Source organism: Plantibacter sp. MPB07, assembly GCF_046619465.1.
Classification (GTDB): domain Bacteria; phylum Actinomycetota; class Actinomycetes; order Actinomycetales; family Microbacteriaceae; genus Plantibacter; species Plantibacter auratus.
Genome location: NZ_CP177043.1, coordinates 4,016,527 through 4,032,712, shown reverse-complemented (window position 1 = coordinate 4,032,712; position 16,186 = coordinate 4,016,527). Strand labels below are relative to the sequence as shown.

14 protein-coding genes and 1 pseudogene are annotated in these 16,186 nt (G+C 71.0%); 8 read left to right on the top strand and 7 right to left on the bottom strand.

Translation table 11 applies throughout. The features are described from left to right. Positions 1-140: 140 nt before the first annotated feature. From ACLIME_RS18875 to ACLIME_RS18855, 5 genes are all read right to left on the bottom strand, one after another. On the bottom strand, positions 141-797 hold the full coding sequence (locus tag ACLIME_RS18875; protein WP_411557907.1) for a copper resistance protein CopC: 657 nt from the start codon (positions 795-797) through the stop codon (positions 141-143). Continuing rightward, positions 797-1,564 carry a YcnI family protein gene (locus tag ACLIME_RS18870; protein ID WP_124768700.1) on the bottom strand — a complete coding sequence of 256 codons (768 nt, stop codon included), beginning with the start codon at positions 1,562-1,564 and terminating at the stop codon, positions 797-799. The genes ACLIME_RS18875 and ACLIME_RS18870 overlap by 1 nt, the downstream gene beginning before the upstream one ends. A gap of 142 nt (positions 1,565-1,706) precedes the next feature. Continuing rightward, entirely contained in the window at positions 1,707-2,321 is a 615-nt protein-coding gene (locus ACLIME_RS18865; protein WP_138946406.1) for a hypothetical protein, read from the bottom strand. Between the two features lie 145 nt (positions 2,322-2,466). Further along, entirely contained in the window at positions 2,467-2,910 is a 444-nt protein-coding gene (locus tag ACLIME_RS18860; protein ID WP_164486920.1) for a DUF3592 domain-containing protein, read from the bottom strand. Between the two features lie 47 nt (positions 2,911-2,957). Next, positions 2,958-4,076, bottom strand: coding sequence for an AI-2E family transporter (locus tag ACLIME_RS18855; protein ID WP_079705105.1), 1,119 nt, complete (start codon positions 4,074-4,076; stop codon positions 2,958-2,960). A 118-nt stretch (positions 4,077-4,194) separates the two neighbouring features. Here ACLIME_RS18855 and ACLIME_RS18850 point away from each other — a divergent pair, with 118 nt between their 5' ends. From ACLIME_RS18850 to ACLIME_RS18825, 6 genes and pseudogenes are all read left to right on the top strand, one after another. Continuing rightward, the gene (locus tag ACLIME_RS18850) at positions 4,195-5,145 is read left to right on the top strand and encodes a pirin family protein (protein ID WP_411557906.1); all 951 of its coding nucleotides are present in this window, start codon (positions 4,195-4,197) and stop codon (positions 5,143-5,145) included. Positions 5,146-5,258: 113 nt separating this feature from the next. Beyond that, positions 5,259-5,840, top strand: a complete 582-nt coding sequence (locus ACLIME_RS18845; RefSeq protein ID WP_079705103.1) for an ECF transporter S component — start codon at positions 5,259-5,261, stop codon at positions 5,838-5,840. Further along, positions 5,841-6,316: pseudogene (locus ACLIME_RS18840) on the top strand (ABC transporter ATP-binding protein); the annotation flags it as partial. Positions 6,317-6,337: 21 nt separating this feature from the next. Continuing rightward, positions 6,338-7,588: an ATP-binding cassette domain-containing protein gene (locus ACLIME_RS18835; RefSeq protein WP_411558809.1), complete on the top strand. Its 1,251-nt coding sequence runs from the start codon at positions 6,338-6,340 to the stop codon at positions 7,586-7,588. Continuing rightward, positions 7,585-8,415 carry an energy-coupling factor transporter transmembrane component T family protein gene (locus tag ACLIME_RS18830; RefSeq protein WP_411557905.1) on the top strand — a complete coding sequence of 277 codons (831 nt, stop codon included), beginning with the start codon at positions 7,585-7,587 and terminating at the stop codon, positions 8,413-8,415. The genes ACLIME_RS18835 and ACLIME_RS18830 overlap by 4 nt, the downstream gene beginning before the upstream one ends. A gap of 47 nt (positions 8,416-8,462) precedes the next feature. After that, a complete protein-coding gene (locus tag ACLIME_RS18825; RefSeq protein ID WP_411557904.1) occupies positions 8,463-9,554 on the top strand; it encodes an Rv2578c family radical SAM protein in 1,092 nt (363 codons plus the stop codon). A gap of 9 nt (positions 9,555-9,563) precedes the next feature. Here the strand turns inward: ACLIME_RS18825 and ACLIME_RS18820 are convergent, their stop codons facing one another. Beyond that, on the bottom strand, positions 9,564-9,986 hold the full coding sequence (locus ACLIME_RS18820; RefSeq protein ID WP_411557903.1) for a GNAT family acetyltransferase: 423 nt from the start codon (positions 9,984-9,986) through the stop codon (positions 9,564-9,566). A 99-nt stretch (positions 9,987-10,085) separates the two neighbouring features. On the opposite strand from ACLIME_RS18820, the gene ACLIME_RS18815 reads away from it, so the two are divergent. Next, on the top strand, positions 10,086-11,603 hold the full coding sequence (locus ACLIME_RS18815) for a carboxylesterase/lipase family protein (protein ID WP_411557902.1): 1,518 nt from the start codon (positions 10,086-10,088) through the stop codon (positions 11,601-11,603). Positions 11,604-11,659: 56 nt separating this feature from the next. Here ACLIME_RS18815 and ACLIME_RS18810 read toward each other — a convergent pair whose 3' ends face one another. Then, a complete protein-coding gene (locus tag ACLIME_RS18810) occupies positions 11,660-14,032 on the bottom strand; it encodes a DEAD/DEAH box helicase (protein WP_411557901.1) in 2,373 nt (790 codons plus the stop codon). A gap of 304 nt (positions 14,033-14,336) precedes the next feature. On the opposite strand from ACLIME_RS18810, the gene ACLIME_RS18805 reads away from it, so the two are divergent. Then, positions 14,337-16,142, top strand: coding sequence for a glycoside hydrolase family 15 protein (locus ACLIME_RS18805; protein ID WP_411557900.1), 1,806 nt, complete (start codon positions 14,337-14,339; stop codon positions 16,140-16,142). Positions 16,143-16,186: the final 44 nt, after the last annotated feature.

Genomic DNA, 16,186 nt, shown 5'->3' with positions numbered 1-16,186 from the left:
CAACAGAACAGCCCCGTCATCCTCTCCAGGATGGCGGGGCTGTTCCGTTGTGTCGGGACCCTTCGACAAGCTCAGGGACCGGGCGGGGTGCGACTCAGGGACCGGAACGGGAGCGGTTCAGGGACCGGACGGGGTGCGGCTCAGGGCGCGGAGGTGTCCGTGCCCTGGTCGTCCGAGGTCGGCTCCGGCTTTCGCCGGGTCACGAGCAGCACGCCGATGCCGGCGATCAGGACGACGCCGATCGCGCCGACGATCCACCACACATCGCCACTGAGCCCGCCAGCGGACGACTCCGGCTCGACGCCACCCGCCTCCGACGAGGGCTCGACCGTGGAGGCACCGCTCGTCGCGCACGCGGGCTTCGCACTCCCCGCGGCGAGTTCCTGGCCCTCGGCCGGCGCCCACTCGAAGGTGTACCTGCCCGACAGCGGGTGGCCGTCGGTCGAGACGAGCTGCCAGACGACGGTGTACTCACCCGCTTCACCGAGCTGCAGCGGCATGACGAGCGCAGGACCGTTCACGGCTGCGCACGCGGTGCCGTAGTAGAGCCGCTCGTCGCCGGGACCGGTCACCTGGATCTGGTTGGACTGGCCGGCTTCCCCGAGGTCGAGCAGGTTGTCGTTCGTCGTGATGACGAGTTGCTCCGGCTGTTCGGTGATCGTCGAGCCCTCGGCCGGCGTCGTCGAGATGATGCTGTTGTGCGCTGAGGCCGGCTGGGCCACGGCGAGCACCGCCGCGACCGCGAGGAACGCGGTCGCAGCGGTGCCGACGAGACGGCGACGACGGGAGACCGTCATCAGGCCTGGCGCTTCGCGTCGGACGCTGCGCGGCGTGCGGAGGCAGCGATGACGATGCCGGCGGCACCGACGACGAGACCGGCGATGCCGAGCACGCGGCCCAGCACGTCGGTGGTGCCGGCGTCGGTCGAGGCAGCGGCCTCGGTGTGGTCGCCGTCACCGTCGTCGTCCATGGCGGCACCACCGTGGTGGTCGCCGGCCTCGGCAGCGGTCACGACCACGACCGGCGCCGGTGACTCGAGGTCGTCCTCGGTCTGACCGTCCTTCGCGACGTCGGTCCAGTCGGTCTGGCCGACCTCGCACGTCTGCGTCACGGGGAAGACGAGCGTCTTGCCCTCGGCGTCGGCCGGCAGCTGGACCTGGAAGGAGACGGTGTCGCGGTAGCCGTCGGCGAGCGGCGTCTTGGCCGTGTAGACGACCGTGCCGACGCGCTCGGCGAGCTGCTCACCGTGACTGTCGGTGATGGGCTTCGCGAGCGGGGCCATCTGCTTGTCGATGGTCCAGTTCGGGTTGACCGTCGGCGTCACGGCGTTGATCTCCTCGGGGATCTCGAAGGAGAGGCTCGTCGTGGGCGAGCCGTCGCAGCCGTGACCGACGGCGAAGCTCAGCACCGTGTAGGAGCCGGCGGCGGTGGAGGTCGGCGTGACGCTGACGTGGGCGCTGGCGGCGAGCGGTGCGCCGACCGCGAGGAGCGCTCCGGCGCCGATGGCGATGGCACCGAGCACGGCGGGCTTGCGGAAGGTGGGGCGGGGGGTGGTTGCGTTCATGATCGTCCTGTCGACTGCTCCGCACGGCGTCGAGCGTGCGGAAAGGGGATGGTCACGCCGGATGGCGCGCCGAAGGGTGCTGCTGCGTCGGCGCCGACCGGCCACGCACGGCACCCGTCCCGGTCGGAGGGTGGTGCGTCGGTCAGGCGGCGGCGAGCGCCGGCGGACCGCGGTGTCGCAGGTGGAGCAGGACCACCCCGAGGTTGCGGGGACGACGGTTGACGCGGACCCAGCGCACCCGACGGGGCGCGGGGACGAGGTGCGTCGGTGCGGCACGGCGGGCGAGGATCCGGACGGTCAGGGCGGCGAGCGCGGCGAGCGTCGCGCGTTCGGCGAACAGGATGGCTGCGATGGTCGCGACGGCCGCGACGAGGTGCGCCGCCCACATCGTGGTGTCGCCGTGGGTGTGCGCCGCGGTGACGCCGCCGGTTGCGAGTTCGACGACCCCGTGCCGGTGCCAGTTCGCGGGGCCCGTCGCACCGCCGGATGCGACCGTGGCACTGACGGTGCTCGGGACGAGGGTGAAGAGCGCGTGGTAGCCGAGCTGGCTCACGAGCACGGAGGCGACGACCCCGAGTGCGGTGATGCGGCGGCCGGCGAGGAGGACGCAGACCAGGACGGCGAAGGTGCCGCCGACCAGGAGGACGAACGCAGACGGTGCGGCGGCCCCGCCGATCGTGTGCGAGAGGGCTGCGGCGAAGGTGGCGAACGCGGCTGCGGCGGTGCCGCGGGCGACACGGGCCCACCGTTCCGTCATGCGATGCCTCCGGGAGAGCGAGCGGACCAGGTGTCGACGCTCGTGCACACAGCCTACCCGAGCGTCGCCCTTCGACAGGCTCAGGGACCGGGGAGGGGTGCTCAGGGACCGGGGAGGGGGTGGTCAGGCACCAGGGAGCGGGCGCTCAGGCCCCGGTGTCGGCGACGAACAGCAGCACGATCGAGGCGATGGAGCAGACGACGCCGATGCCGAACGTCACGCCGAAGAGCAGCCGGAGCGCCCTCGTGTGATCGGCCGTCCGGCGGAAGCGGGCGCGCGACGGTTCCCGGCGGGCGTAGAAGACGTTCGGCTCCTCGGGGTCGCGCAGGGCGTCGAACTCCGCATCCGTGACGGGTCGTGAGTACAGCTCGGCCGCCTCGGTCATCCAGCGGACCTCGCGCCCCGGACCTCGATCGACGTCCCCGCCGCCCGCGTCCTCCGGCACGTCCACGATGACCCCGTGCGTCTCCACCCAGCTGCCGTCCGCGGCCCGCGCGATGAGCATGACGAGCAGCACGACGACGGCGCTGCCGAAGCCGATCCAGGTGAAGACCTCGAAGACGAGGCCGAGGAGATCGTGGGGGTCCACGATCACATGCTATCCGGCGGGCGGACCCAGGACCCGGACGGCCTCCCTCAGACGGACTCGGGTCGCTTCTGCCGCATGGGCTCGGCCGGCTGGTCCGGACCGTTCCAGACGCCGATGATGCCCCACGCGACCGCGGCGATCGGGACGGCGAGGACCGCGCCGACGATGCCGCCGAGGATGGTGCCGGCGGTCAGGGCGAGGAGGACGACGAGGGCGTGCAGCTTGAGCGAGCGTGCCATGACGACGGGCTGGAGGAAGTTGCCCTCGAGCTGGTTCACGAGCACGACGATGCCGACGACGATGAGGGCGGCGACCGGACCGTTGGCGACGAGCGCGACGAGGGCCGCGAGGATGCCGGCGGCGGTCGCACCGACGATCGGGATGAAGGCGGTCAGGAACACGATGACGCTGAGCGGCAGCGCGAGCGGGACCCCGATGATCGCGAGGCCGATGCCGATGCCGATCGCGTCGACGGCCGCGATCGTGGCGGTGCCGCGCACGTACCCGCCGAGGGTGTCCACCGTCTTGCCGCCGATGCGCTTGGCGCGGTCGTACGCGGTTCCGGTGAAGGGACGGAGCAGGAACTCCCAGAGCCGCGGTCCGTCCTTGAGGAAGAAGAACAGGACGACGACCATGAGCACCAGGCCGGTGAGGAAGCTCGCCGTCGCGGAGACGCCGGCGAGCGCCCCGCTGCCGAACTGGCTCGAGGTGAGGAAGTCGACCGCGGTCTGCTTGGCGTCCTCGATCTGCTTCTCGTCGATGTCGAACGGCAGGGTGCCGAGCCAGTCCTGCAGCTGCCCGAAGCCCTTCGAGGCGGAGTCGACGAGGTCGTCCCACTGGCTGCGAACGGCCCAGACGATGAGCCATCCGATGCCGCCGAGGACGACGAGGATCGAGACGAGGGCGATCCAGGTGGCGAGGATCGACGGGAGCCCCTTCGACCGCATCCACCGCATGAGCGGGTAGATCGCCGAGGCGAGGATGAGTGCGATGACGACGGGGATCATCACGAGGGAGAGCTGGGTCAGCGCGAAGACGATCAGTGCGGCGACCGCGACGATGGCGAGCGTCTGGATGCTCCGGGTCGCGAACGTGCCGATGCGGTCGTGCCAGAGGCCGCGGGCGAGCGGTTCCGGTGCGTCCTCATGCTTGTCGAACAGGCCCATGGGATCCCCAATCTCGGCAGCGGCGGAGCCGGACGGGCCCCGCGCCCAGTCAACCACGTCGGTGCGGGCCGAGGTCAGGCCGAGCGGGAGTAGCGTTGTCCGTGATAAGGAGGCGCTCATGACGAGACTCGACGCCGACCCGGTGCCCAGCGTCTGCCATGCACCCGACGGATCCGGGACGAGACTCCTCGAGGCCCGCGAGGTCCCCCTCGGCGGCGTCCGCGGCCTGAGCGTCCATCGCACCCTCCCGCAGCGCGAGCTGCCGATGATCGGCGCCTGGTGCTTCCTCGACCGCTTCGACGAGGACCGCTCGCTGATGCGTGTGCTGCCGCATCCGCACACCGGCCTGCAGACCGTGACGTGGCCGCTCGTCGGCGACATCCGCCACCGCGACAGCGTGGGCAGCGACGTGGTCGTCCGCCCGGGCGAGCTCAACCTCATGACGAGCGGTCGAGGCGTGTCGCACTCCGAGTTCTCGGTGGGCGAGGAGGCGGCCGCCATGCACGGCCTCCAGCTGTGGGTGGCGCTCCCGGAGGCCGCCGCCCAGGTGCCGGCTGCGTTCGAGCAGCACACGGACCTGCCCGTCCACCGCGCTCCAGGCTTGGAGGCGACCGTCCTCGTCGGCACGCTGGGCGGCGTGACGTCGACCGCGACCGTCCACTCGCCCCTGATCGGTGCCGACGTGACGATCGAGGCCGACACCGTCGTCGAGGTGCCGGTGGATCCGGCCTTCGAGCACGGCGTCCTGGTGATCGACGGGGCGCTCGAGGTCGGCGGCGTCGAACTCGGCTCCGGCCCGTTGCTCTACCTGGCGCCCGGGTGCGATCGCCTCGAGCTCCGGAGCGCGACCGGTGCCCGCTTCGTGCTCCTCGGAGGGACGCCGTTCCCGGAGGAGCTGGTCATGTGGTGGAACTTCGTCGGTCGCAGCCACGAGGACATCGCGTCCGCCCGGGAGGACTGGGAGGCGGGGTCGCCGCGCTTCGGGTCGGTCGCCGGCCACGGCACGGACCGCATCCCTGCGCCGCCCTTGCCGAACGTCCGTCTGACCCCGCGCCGACGCTCGATCTGATCGCCCGGACGGGGCGCTCGGGACCCCGTTCCGAGCGGTGTCGGTCGGCGTCTCGACGGGCTGATAAAGGATAGGCTGTCCTCAGGAGATCGGCTGCTCGTGAAGGTGGGCTCATGCAACGTCTGAGTACGCGACTGCTGCTGACCTGCGCCGCCATCGGCGTCGGTGGCGGCCTCGTCTTCGTCGTCTCCGGGTACGTCGGCGGCACGATCTCCGCGACCGCGCCGGTGCTCTACGGCCTCATCATCGGCGTGTACTTCCTGCCGGGCGTCGTCTCGCAGGCGCTCCTCCGACGTGGTGGCGTGGCCCTCATGACCGGGCTCACCGCCGGCCTCGTCTCAGCGGCGTTCAGCCCGCAGTGGTTCTTCCGGTACTTCGGCACCGGCCTCGCGATCGGGCTCCTGCAGGAGATCCCCTTCGCCGTGTCGCGTTACCGCGTCTGGAGGGCCTGGGTCTTCTACCTGGCAGCGGGCATCGCCGGACTCGTCTTCGGCGGCTCCGTGCTCGTCGTCCTCGGGATCGAGCATTTCGCACCCCTCGCCCAGACGGTCTACATCGCGCTCTTCGTCCTCAGCCCGATCGCCTTCACCGCGCTCGGGCGGGCGGTCGCAGCGGCCCTCGCGAGAGCCGGTGTGGGGCGGTCCATCGCGAAACCCCTGCAGCGCGACCGCGGCTCGGCCGGCACGCGGGCCTGAGTGGACCCCGTACCGCCGACGCACCCCGCCACCGTCGTCCGGCGGGTGCGCATCCGTCACGACGAGCGTGAGGAGTGGACCCCGGACGACGTGTCGTTCCAGGTCGCACCCGGTGAAGTGGTCCTCCTGCTCGGGCCGAGCGGCTCGGGGAAGTCGACGCTCGCGCTGGCACTCAACGGCCTCGTCCCCCACGCCGTCCCGGCCGAGTTCGAGGGTGCTGTGGTCACCGGCGGGCTCGACACGGCCACCTCGACGGTCGCGCAGTTGAGCGAGCACGTGGCGATGGTGTTCCAGGACCCCGATGCCCAGATCGTCACCGGAACGGTCCTCGACGAGGTGTGCTTCGGCCCGGAGAACCTCCTGCTCCCCGTCGAGGAGGTGCTGTCCCGCGCCGAACGGGCGCTCCGGCAGGTCGGGCTCTGGGAGCGCCGGGCCGAGAACCCGACCGACTCTCAGGCGGAGGCCGACAGCGACTCGCGATCGCCTGCGCCCTGGCCATGGGGAGCGACCTCCTCGTCCTCGACGAGCCGACGGCGAACCTCGATCCGGCCGGGATCGAGGAGGTCTACGCCGCCCTCCGCTCACTCGTCTCCGGACCCGACGGCGACGGGAAGCGGCATGCGATCCTGCTCGTCGAGCACAACCTCGACGCCGCCATCGACCTCGTCGACCGGGTCGTCGTCCTCGATCGTGACGGGCGGCTCGCCTTCGACGGCCCGACCCGCGACGTCCTGCTCGGCCACCTCGACGAACTGCTCGCGATGGGTGTCTGGCTCCCGGTCGCGACGCTCGCGGCCCTGCGACTGCGGGAGGGCGGTGTCCTGCTGCCGGACCTCCCCCTGACACCCGCCGACCTGACCGCCGCACTCGACGCGACCGCACTGCCGGCGCCGCCGCCGGTAGCCATCGCCCCGGCCATCACCGGGCGGTCGGTCGCGGTCCGCGTCGACCGGCTCAGTGTCGAACGCGGTCGCGGCCGCCGGCGCACCCCGATCCTCCGCGAGGTGAGCCTCGAGGTCGGGACGGGCGACTTCCTCGCGGTGATCGGGACGAACGGTGCCGGCAAGACGACCCTGCTCCAGGCGATCGCAGGGGTGGTCCGGCCTCCCCGCGGGCGCATCGACGTCGGCGGGATCGACCCGGGGCGCAGCGACGTCCGGACGATCGCGGCGCACATCGGCTTCGTCTTCCAGAACCCCGAGCACCAGTTCATCGCCCACACCGTCCACGACGAACTCGCGCACGGCCTGCGGATCCGGGGCGTCGACGACGCCGAGATCGAGCGGCGCGTCGACGACCTGCTGCGGCGGTTCGGCCTGGAATCCGCACGCGACGTGCACCCGTTCCTGCTGTCCGGCGGCCAGAAGCGCCGGCTGTCCGTCGGGAGCGCCCTCATCGCCGGAGCTCCGGTGCTCGCGCTCGACGAACCGACCTTCGGCCAGGACCGGGCGCGGGCGAACGAGCTCCTGGACCTCCTCGCCGGACTCAACGCGCAGGGCACCACGGTCCTCGTCGTGACCCACGACCTCCAGCTCGTCGCCGATCACGCGAGTCACGTCGCGGTGATGGCCGGCGGTCGCCTGCTCGCCCACGACACGACCGCCGCGGTCCTCGGCGACGACGAGCTCCTGCGCCGCGCGGGGCTCCGCCCACCACCGCTCGCCCAGTCGATGCGCTCGCTGGTGAACCACCCCGACTGGCGGCACCTGTCGAGACTCGACGACCTGCCCGGGGCGGCCGCCCGATGAGCGCCACGACGATCGACCCGTACGCCTCGAGCACGGCACCGGCCGGTCGATTCCTGTACCGGTTGAACCCGCTCGCGAAGCTCGGCGCTCCGCTCCCGGTGATGATCCTGCTCGCGTTCACGAGGGACCCGGTCACGCCGGCGCTGTTCATCGCCCTCGCGATCGTGATCATCCTCGTCGGGGCCAGACTCACGCGGACGGTCGCCCTCCTGCTCTTCGTGGCACTGCCGCTCATCGTCGCGATCATGTCCTTCAGCTTCGGCCTGTGGACAGACCCGAACCGCGTCGACCAGTCCGTCCTGCTGTTCCAGGTCGGCGACTACCGGTTCTTCCTCGGGGCGCTGCTCGTCGGCCTCGCGACGGCATTGCGGCTCGCGGCCCTGCTCGTCCTCGCCTGCATCGGCGGCCTCACCTCGACCGGTCCGGAGTTCGTCCGCTCGATGATCCAGCAGCTGCACGTGCCCTACCGGATCGGGTACACGGCGCTCGCCGCCTACCGGTTCGTGCCGCGGTTCGGGCACGAGCTGGAGGTGATCCGTTCCGCCCACCGCGTCCGCGGCATGGCCGAGGGTCGCGGACCGATCGCCGCCGTGCGCCGCGCCGCCGGCACCGTCGTGCCGCTGCTGGCCGGCGCCATCCGCCACGCGGAGCGGGTCGCGCTCGCCATGGACTCCCGCGCGTTCGGCGCCCATCCGCAGCGGACGGAGCGGACCCGCATCCCGTTCCGCACCCGCGACTGGTGCTTCATGGTCGCCTTCTGGCTCGTGAGCGCCGCTCTCCTGTGGTGGAGCCTCACCGCCGGTCCGGGTCCCGTCATCCGGAACTGATCGTCCGGAGTCACCCGCAGCACTCGAACGTATGTTCTAATGGAGGCATGCGGTGGAGCGGACAGGAACTCGGGGTTGAGACGACGTCGGCGCTGCCGGGCCTCGCGAAGCTGAACAACCTCGTGCGCAGCGTCCAGACGCCCGAGTTCGCCGGGATCACCTTCCACGAGGTGCTCGCGAAGTCCGCACTCAACCGCGTGCCCGGCCAGTCCGTGATGCCGTTCGGGTGGACCATCAACCCCTATCGGGGCTGCTCCCATGCCTGCGTGTACTGCTTCGCCCGACCGACGCATTCGTACCTGGACCTCGATGCCGGGAAGGACTTCGACTCGCAGCTCATCGTCAAGGTGAACGTCGCCGAGGTCCTCGAGAAGGAGCTCGCGAAGGCGAGCTGGGGCAGGCACCCGGTGGCACTCGGCACGAACACCGACCCGTATCAGCGCGCCGAGGGCAAGTACCGGCTCATGCCGGGGATCATCAAGGCCCTCGCCGACTCGGGAACACCGTTCTCGATCCTGACGAAGGGCACGCTGCTTCGGCGCGACCTGCCCCTCCTGGCCGAGGTCGCTCAGCGCCTACCGGTCGACCTCGCGATGTCGATCGCCATCTACGACGACGAGCTCCAGCAGTCGATCGAACCCGGCACCCCGACGGCGGCGGCCAGACTCGCGACCGTCCGCGCGGCTGCCGACCTCGGCTTCGACGTCGGGGTCTTCATGATGCCGATCCTCCCCTACCTGACCGACACCGTCGACCACCTCGACCTCGCCCTGTCGCGCATCCGCGAGGCCGGCGCGAGCACCGTCCTCTTCTCGACCCTGTACCTGAAGGCCGGCGTCAAACCCTGGTTCATGCAGTGGCTGTCGCGGGAGCACCCCGAGCTCGTCGAGCGGTATACCTCGATGTACGCCGACGGCGCCTACGCCCCGAAGGAGTACCGGAAGTGGCTGGCCGCGCGCATCCGCCCGATGATCCGCGACCACGGGCTCGAGCGCGGCACCGAGGACCCGGCCACCGGGGGTGTCCGCTCGTCGGCGCTCGGCATGTTGCGCGACGGGTACGGCGAGCGGGCCGAGCTGCGGAAGCGCGCCCCGGAGTTCGTCACTACCGGCCTGCAGGTCCAGCCGACCCTCTTCTGACCCGGAGCCTCAGGCGTCGGGGATGAGCCGCTTGCTGAGCAGCGCGACCTCGTCGGTGCCGTACCCGAGCGCCTCGTAGAACCCGATCACGCGGTCGTTGCCCGTCCGGACCATGAGGTTGATCTTCGGACACCCGAGTCCGATGAGCAGGCGCTCGGCCTCGGCCATGAGCTCCCGACCGAGTCCACCACCCTGCTGCGCCGGTGACACGGCCAGGTAGTGCACCCATCCGCGGTGGCCGTCGTACCCCACCATCGCGGTGCCGACGACGGCACCGTCGGCATCCGCCCCGACGAGGAACAGCTCGGGCTGCGTCGTCGACTTGCGCTCGATGTCCTTCGCCGGATCGTTCCATGGTCGAGTGAGACCGACGATGCTCCACAGGGCGATGACGGCGTCGGTGTCGGCTGGGGTGAACGGACGGATCTGCATCGTTCCAGTCTTCCGCACCCGTCTCCCGTCCGATGCACAGGCACGCGTACGACCGCCGTCGATACAGTTGGTCACCCGAGCATCGACGAACGGACCCGAATGAGCATCGACCCTGGGCTGGAACCGGCCGACGACGAGACCCAGTCGAGCGACGGCCCCGTGCCGATCACCGTCGACACCGGCAGCGGCCCGGTCACCGGACGCAGCGCAGACGGTGTCTCAAGTTTCCTCGGCATCCCGTATGCCGCGGCGCCGTTCGGCGACGACCGGTTCCGCCTCCCCCAGCCGGTCGAGCCCTGGGACGAGCCGCGGGACGCGACCCGGCCCGGCGCCACCGCCCCGCAGGCCCCGTATGCCGGCGCGGTCGGCGACCTCCTCTCCACGGTGACCGTGCCGGGGAACGAGATCCTCAACGTCAACGTGTGGACACCGACCGAGCCGTCGACCGCCCTGCGCCCGGTGATGGTCTGGATCCACGGAGGTTCGTTCGTCCACGGCTCCAACGCGCTCGACGCCTACGACGGCACCGCATTCGCTCGCGACGGCGTCGTCCTCGTCTCCGTCAACTACCGTCTCGGGTCCGAGGGGTTCTCGGTGCTCGACGACGTCCCGCTGAACCTCGGCATCGCCGACCAACTGGCGGCCCTGACCTGGGTCCAGGACGAGATCGCCCGGTTCGGCGGCGACCCCGACAACGTCACCGTGTTCGGCGAGTCCGCGGGCGGCGCCTCGGTGGCGACGCTCCTCACCCACCCGGACGCTCCAGCCGTGATGCGCCGGGCGATCATCCAGAGCGGGCCGCTGGAGGCGCAGACGCGCGAGCGGGCGGGCCGCATATCGAAGCTCATGGCGAAGGATCTGGGGGTCCCCACCACCCGAGCAGGCTTCCGACGTGTTCCACCGGAGGGGCTCGTGGCCGCGCAGGAGCGGGCCATGGCGGGCGGCAACCCGCTGAACGGCGGCGCCGGCTTCGCGGTCGCGACGGCCGCACCACTCGTACCGGACAGTCCGTTCGACGCGTTGCTCGCCGGACGGGCGGCCGGCATCCCCGTCCTCATCGGCAGCACGACCGAGGAGTACCGACTGTGGTTCGTCCCGACGGGACTCCTCCCGACGATCAAACGCGTCCATCTGCTCGCGGCACGCCTCAAGCTCGGGATCCCCGCGGCGACGGTCCGCACCTTCCGACGGAACCGTCCGAAGGCCTCGACCGGGGAGATCCTCGGTGCGATGGCGACGGACGTCCTGTTGCGCGTGCCACTCAACCGGGTCGCCGACGCGCGTGCAGCCGCGGGTGCGGACACGTGGGTGTACGAGTTCGCTTGGCGGAGCCCCGTCGGCGAGGACGGGCACGGTGCCCTCGGAGCCGCCCATGCGATGGAGATCGGCTTCGTGTTCGACCGCCTCGACTCGCCGGAGGCCGTCCGGATGGCCGGCCCCTCGGCCCCGCAGTCGCTCGCGACCGCGATGCACGACGCCTGGGTCGCGTTCGCGAAGGCGGGCGACCCGGGCTGGCAGCGTTGGGACGCCACCCGTCCGGTCCGGACCTTCGACGGGGTCGACGACGCCGTCGTCCTCGCGCCGCGCGACGACGAACGGGCGGCCCTCACCGCCTGACACGCGAGAACGCCCGCCGAGCGTGAGCTCGGCGGGCGTTCCTGATGCGGTGAGGACTACGCGGTGGCGATGTCCTCGACGAGCTGGTCGCCGGGGGCGGCGTCGTCGAACGCGGCCTCGATCTCAGCGCGGTCGAGCAGTTCGGTCATCCGGCGGCGACGGGCCTTGGGGATGATCGTGACGACGCGACCGATCTTGCCGGCACGGCCGGTGCGGCCGGCACGGTGCAGGTACGTCTTGTACTCGTCCGGGGCGTCGGCCTGCACGACGAGCGTGATGTCGTCGACGTGGATGCCGCGGGCGGCGACGTCGGTGGCGACGAGCACGTTGACCCGACCCGAGGTGAGCTTCTCCAGGTTGCGCGTGCGGCGCGCCTGGTTGAGGTCGCCGTGGAGCGAGACGGCGGGGATACCCGCCATGCCGAGCTGCTCCGCGAGACGCTCGGCGTACGCCCGTGTGCGGGCGAACACGAGGGTCTTCTCGGTGCGGTTGACGAGCTCCTCGATGAGGCGGTCCTTGCCCTTGTGCTCCACCACCAGCACGCGGTGGTCGATCGTGGAGGACGCCTGGTCCTCACCGGCGACCTCGTGCACCGACGGGTTCGGGAGGAACTCGTTGACGAGGGCTGCGACACCCTTGTCCAGGGTGGCGGAGAAGAGGAGCTTCTGGCCGTCGGGCGCGGTGCGACGCAGGATGCGCTGCACGGGCTCGAGGAAGCCGAGGTCGCACATGTGGTCGGCCTCGTCGAGGACGGTCACCGTGACCTGCGAGAGGTCGAGGCGACCCTGCTCGATGAGGTCCTCGATGCGACCGGGCGTACCGACGATGATGTCGACGCCGCGCTGCAGAGCGCCGACCTGGCGACCCTGCGGGACACCGCCGTAGATCTGCGTGGTGAAGAGGCCGACGGCGCGCGCGATGGGCTGCACGGTGCGGTCGATCTGCAGGGCGAGCTCACGCGTCGGGGCGAGGATGAGGGCGCGGGGCTTGCGACCCGGCTTGCGGTTCTTGCCGCCACCGTTCTCCATGAGCTTCTCGACGAGCGGGGCACCGAAGGCGATGGTCTTCCCGGAGCCGGTGCGGCCACGGCCGAGTACGTCGCGGCCCGCGATGACGTCCGGGATGGTCGCCGCCTGGATCGGGAACGGGCTGTCGGCGCCGAGCTCGGCGAGCGCACGGACGATGTTGCCGCCGAGGCCGAGGCTCTCGAAGGTCACACCCTCGACGTCGCCGGCCTGGATCGCGTCGGCCTCGAGGCGCTCGAGCACCACGTCGTCCTGGGGCGTGTAGGAGCCGGCGTCGCGCTTCGGGTAGTAGTCGCTGCCACGGCCGGCGTCGGACGCGCCGCCGTCGTCGAACGAGCGCTTCGGGCGGTCGTCGAAGGACCGCTTGGGGCGGTCGTCGAAGGACCGCTTGGGGCGGTCGTCGTACGAACGCGCCGGACGCTCCTCGAAGGAACGCTTCGGACGGTCGTCGTAGGAACGCGCGGGGCGGTCGGTGCGGTTCGCCTGACGCGGGTCACCCTGACGGGCCGGGCGGTCACCGTAGGACGGACGCTCGGTCCGCTCGCCACGGTTGTACGCGGGACGCTCGGTGCGGTCACCGTACGAGGGACGCTCCGTTCGCTCACCCCGGTTGTAGGCCGGACGCTCGTTGCGGTCGCCACCACGGTTGTACGCGGGACGGTCGTTCCGGTCACCGTACGAGGGACGCTCGGACCGCTCACCACGGTTGTAGGCAGGACGCTCGTTCCGGTCACCGTAGGAGGGACGCTCGGTCCGCTCTCCGCGGTTGTACGACGGGCGCTCATTGCGGTCACCGTACGACGGACGCTCGGACCGCTCAGCACGGTTGTACGCAGGACGCTCGTTCCGGTCGCCACCGCGGTTGTACGACGGGCGCTCATTGCGGTCACCGTACGACGGACGCTCGGACCGCTCACCGCGGTTGTACGCAGGACGCTCATTGCGGTCGCCGTACGAAGGACGCTCAGTCCGCTCACCACGGTTGTACGCGGGACGCTCGTTGCGGTCGCCACCACGGTTGTACGCGGGACGCTCATTGCGGTCGCCACCACGGTTGTACGCAGGACGCTCATTGCGGTCGCCACCACGGTTGTACGCAGGACGCTCATTGCGGTCGCCACCACGGTTGTAGGCAGGACGCTCGTTGCGGTCGCCGCGGGGTGCGCGGTCGCCGCGCTCCTCCGACTCGAAGCGGGCGGCGCGCTCGGCACGCTCGTCTGCGTTCCAGCGAGACTTCTGCGGCGCTCCACCGGCGTCGGGACGGTAGCCGCGGTGGCCTTCGCTCTTGCTGCCGGACTTCGCGCCGGGACGCGAACCGAAGGGCCGCTTGTTCTCGCCGTACTTGGACTTGGGGTCGAAGTTCTTGGCCGGGCGTTTGCCGGCGGGGGTGTTGTTCTTGGGCATGGAGAAATGCTTTCCGGGTTATAACTCGTTCGCATGAACAACCTGCATGACTCACACAGCGCCATCCGAAACCTCGGCTGCGCTGCGGCATGCTCATACCCGGGCGATCACTGGCCGGGGCCGTCCACATCATGTGTGTGTTCGCGGAGTTCTCTCCGACGAAACCGGCCCACCAGACTGACATAACCCTCCGCGGTACAAACGCGGTGTCTAGAGCCGACTCACCTACGTTACCCGATCCACCCTGAGAAGTCACGGAGCATCACTCCCAGGCAGGCGCGCGGCGGCGTGGCAGCATGGGTGCATGCCCAGCCCCATCGAGGATTACGCCCTCATCGGTGATTGCCACACCGCCGCGCTCGTCTCGTCGGAGGGCAGCATCGACTGGCTGTGCCTCCCCCGGTTCGACTCGCCGTCGATGTTCGGTGCGCTGCTCGGCACCGAGGACCACGGATGCTGGACGGTCCGGCCTGCCGATGCTCGGGCGACGGCGAGCCGCGCCTACCTCGACGACACCTTCGTCCTCGAGACCGTCTGGACGACCCCCGACGGCCAGGTGCGTGTGACCGACCTCATGCCCCACGGCGACCGCCGGGCGGATGTGGTCCGCCGGATCGAGGGGCTCAGCGGCACCGTCGCGGTCGACGTCGAGGTTCGCCTCCGCTTCGGGTACGCCGACGCGATCCCGTGGGTGCGGCAGCTCCCGGACGGATCCGGGATCGTCGCCGTCGCCGGCCCCGACGCCGTCGTGGTCCGGGGCGTGCACTTGACGGCGTCCGATCACGCCCACTCGGCGACCGTCGAGGTCTCCGCGGGCGACACCGTCGACCTCACCCTCACCTGGTACCCCTCGCACCGCGAGGTGCCGGACCCGGTCGACGTCGGCCCGCGCATCGACCACACGATCGCCTGGTGGCGCGACTGGGCGTCCCGCTGCGATCCCGCCGACGAGTACGAGGAGGCGGTCGTGCGGTCGCTACTCGTCCTCCGCGCCCTCACGCACGAGGACACCGGGGGCATCGTCGCCGCCGCGACCACGAGCCTGCCGGAGTCGTTCGGGGGCGTCCGGAACTGGGACTACCGCTACGTCTGGTTGCGCGACGCCTCGCTGACCCTCGAAGCCCTCATGCAGCACGGCTTCACCGAGGAGGCGCACGACTGGCGCAGGTGGCTCCTCCGGGCGATAGCCGGTGACCCGAACGACCTGCAGATCATGTACGGCCTCGCCGGCGAACGCCACCTCGTGGAGGAGGAGCTCGACAGCCTCCCCGGCTACCTCGGTGCCGCCCCCGTGCGCGTCGGCAACGGCGCCTACACGCAGTACCAGGGCGACGTCTTCGGGTCTGTGATGATCGCCCTCGACGAGGCGCGCTCGGTCGGTCTCGCGGACGACGACTTCTCGTGGAGCCTCCAGCGCGCGCTGCTCGGCGTCCTCGAGGAGCACTGGAACCGCCCCGACCGCGGCATCTGGGAGGTGCGGGGCGACGAGCAGCACTTCACCCACTCGCGCGCCATGATCTGGGCGGCGCTCGACCGCGGCGTCCGAGCGGTTCGCGAGCACGGCATGGACGGGCCCGTCGAACGTTGGGAGGCCCTGCGCGAGACCCTCCGCGAGACGATCGAGCGCGAGAACGTCGACCATGCACGCGGGTGCTACGTCCAGCATGCCGGGACGACCGAGGTCGACGCGTCGCTGCTCGTCCTCGCGCAGATCGGCTACGTGGCACCCGACGACCCGCGCATGCTCGCGACGGTGGCCGCGATCGAGGAGGACCTCCTCCAGGACGGTCTGCTCCTGCGCTACCGCACGACGAGCGGGGTCGACGGTCTGCCGGGCGACGAGCACCCGTTCCTCGCGTGCTCGTTCTGGCTCGTGCAGCAGTACGCGGCCTCGGGCCGACTCGACGACGCCCGCGAGCTGATGGACCGGCTGCTGTCCTTCCGCAACGACCTGGGCCTGCTGTCCGAGGAGTACGACGTGCAGCAGGCGCGGCAGGTCGGCAACACCCCGCAGGCGCTCTCGCACCTCACCCTCGTCCGAGCCGCCGACGCCATCGCCGCAGCCACCGCCACCCCCTCCACCTGCCCGCGAACTGTCACCAAACGCTAGTCACGGGCCCCGGAACTAGCCTCAAGTGACAGTTCGCGGGCAGG